1 protein-coding gene is annotated in these 426 nt (G+C 66.9%); it reads right to left on the bottom strand.

Translation table 11 applies throughout. The annotated features are described in order from the left end of the window. Positions 1–197 (bottom strand): hypothetical protein (locus JHD67_RS21480; protein WP_199101171.1); only part of this gene is annotated, 197 nt, incomplete at its 3' end. Positions 198–426: the final 229 nt, after the last annotated feature.

The raw sequence follows: 426 nt of genomic DNA on the forward strand, positions 1-426 counted from the left end.
GCCGTATCCGGACCGTGGTTGGTCACGGCGACCAGACGCTGGGTATAGGTCTTGCCGTTCAGTTCCTGACACTTCACGGTGGCGTTCACGCCGAGGTCTCCGGCGGCGTGGGCCTGGCCTGCGGCCAGTAGCGAACCGGCGCCGACGGCAGCGGCGGCCACCGTGACCAGCACCGACCGTGTGATGTTCTTCTTCATTGTCCCCTCCTGATGGGCTGCGGGCAGTCGTGTCCGCCGCGCGGAAACCGCGCGACGACACCCAGCTATCGGGCATACCGGGCGTCCACCAGAGTGACCACCCTCTTCACCGTTTGTCGCCGGACCAACAGGAAACGTTACGAATCTGTTCAGTTTTCTCACATCGGCGACGCCACGCCGGGCGCGCGCCTGCTCCGTTCAGCGCGACGGCGGAGGCGGAGGCGGGGGT

This window comes from Dyella sp. ASV21, from assembly GCF_016428975.1.
Taxonomy (GTDB): domain Bacteria; phylum Pseudomonadota; class Gammaproteobacteria; order Xanthomonadales; family Rhodanobacteraceae; genus Dyella.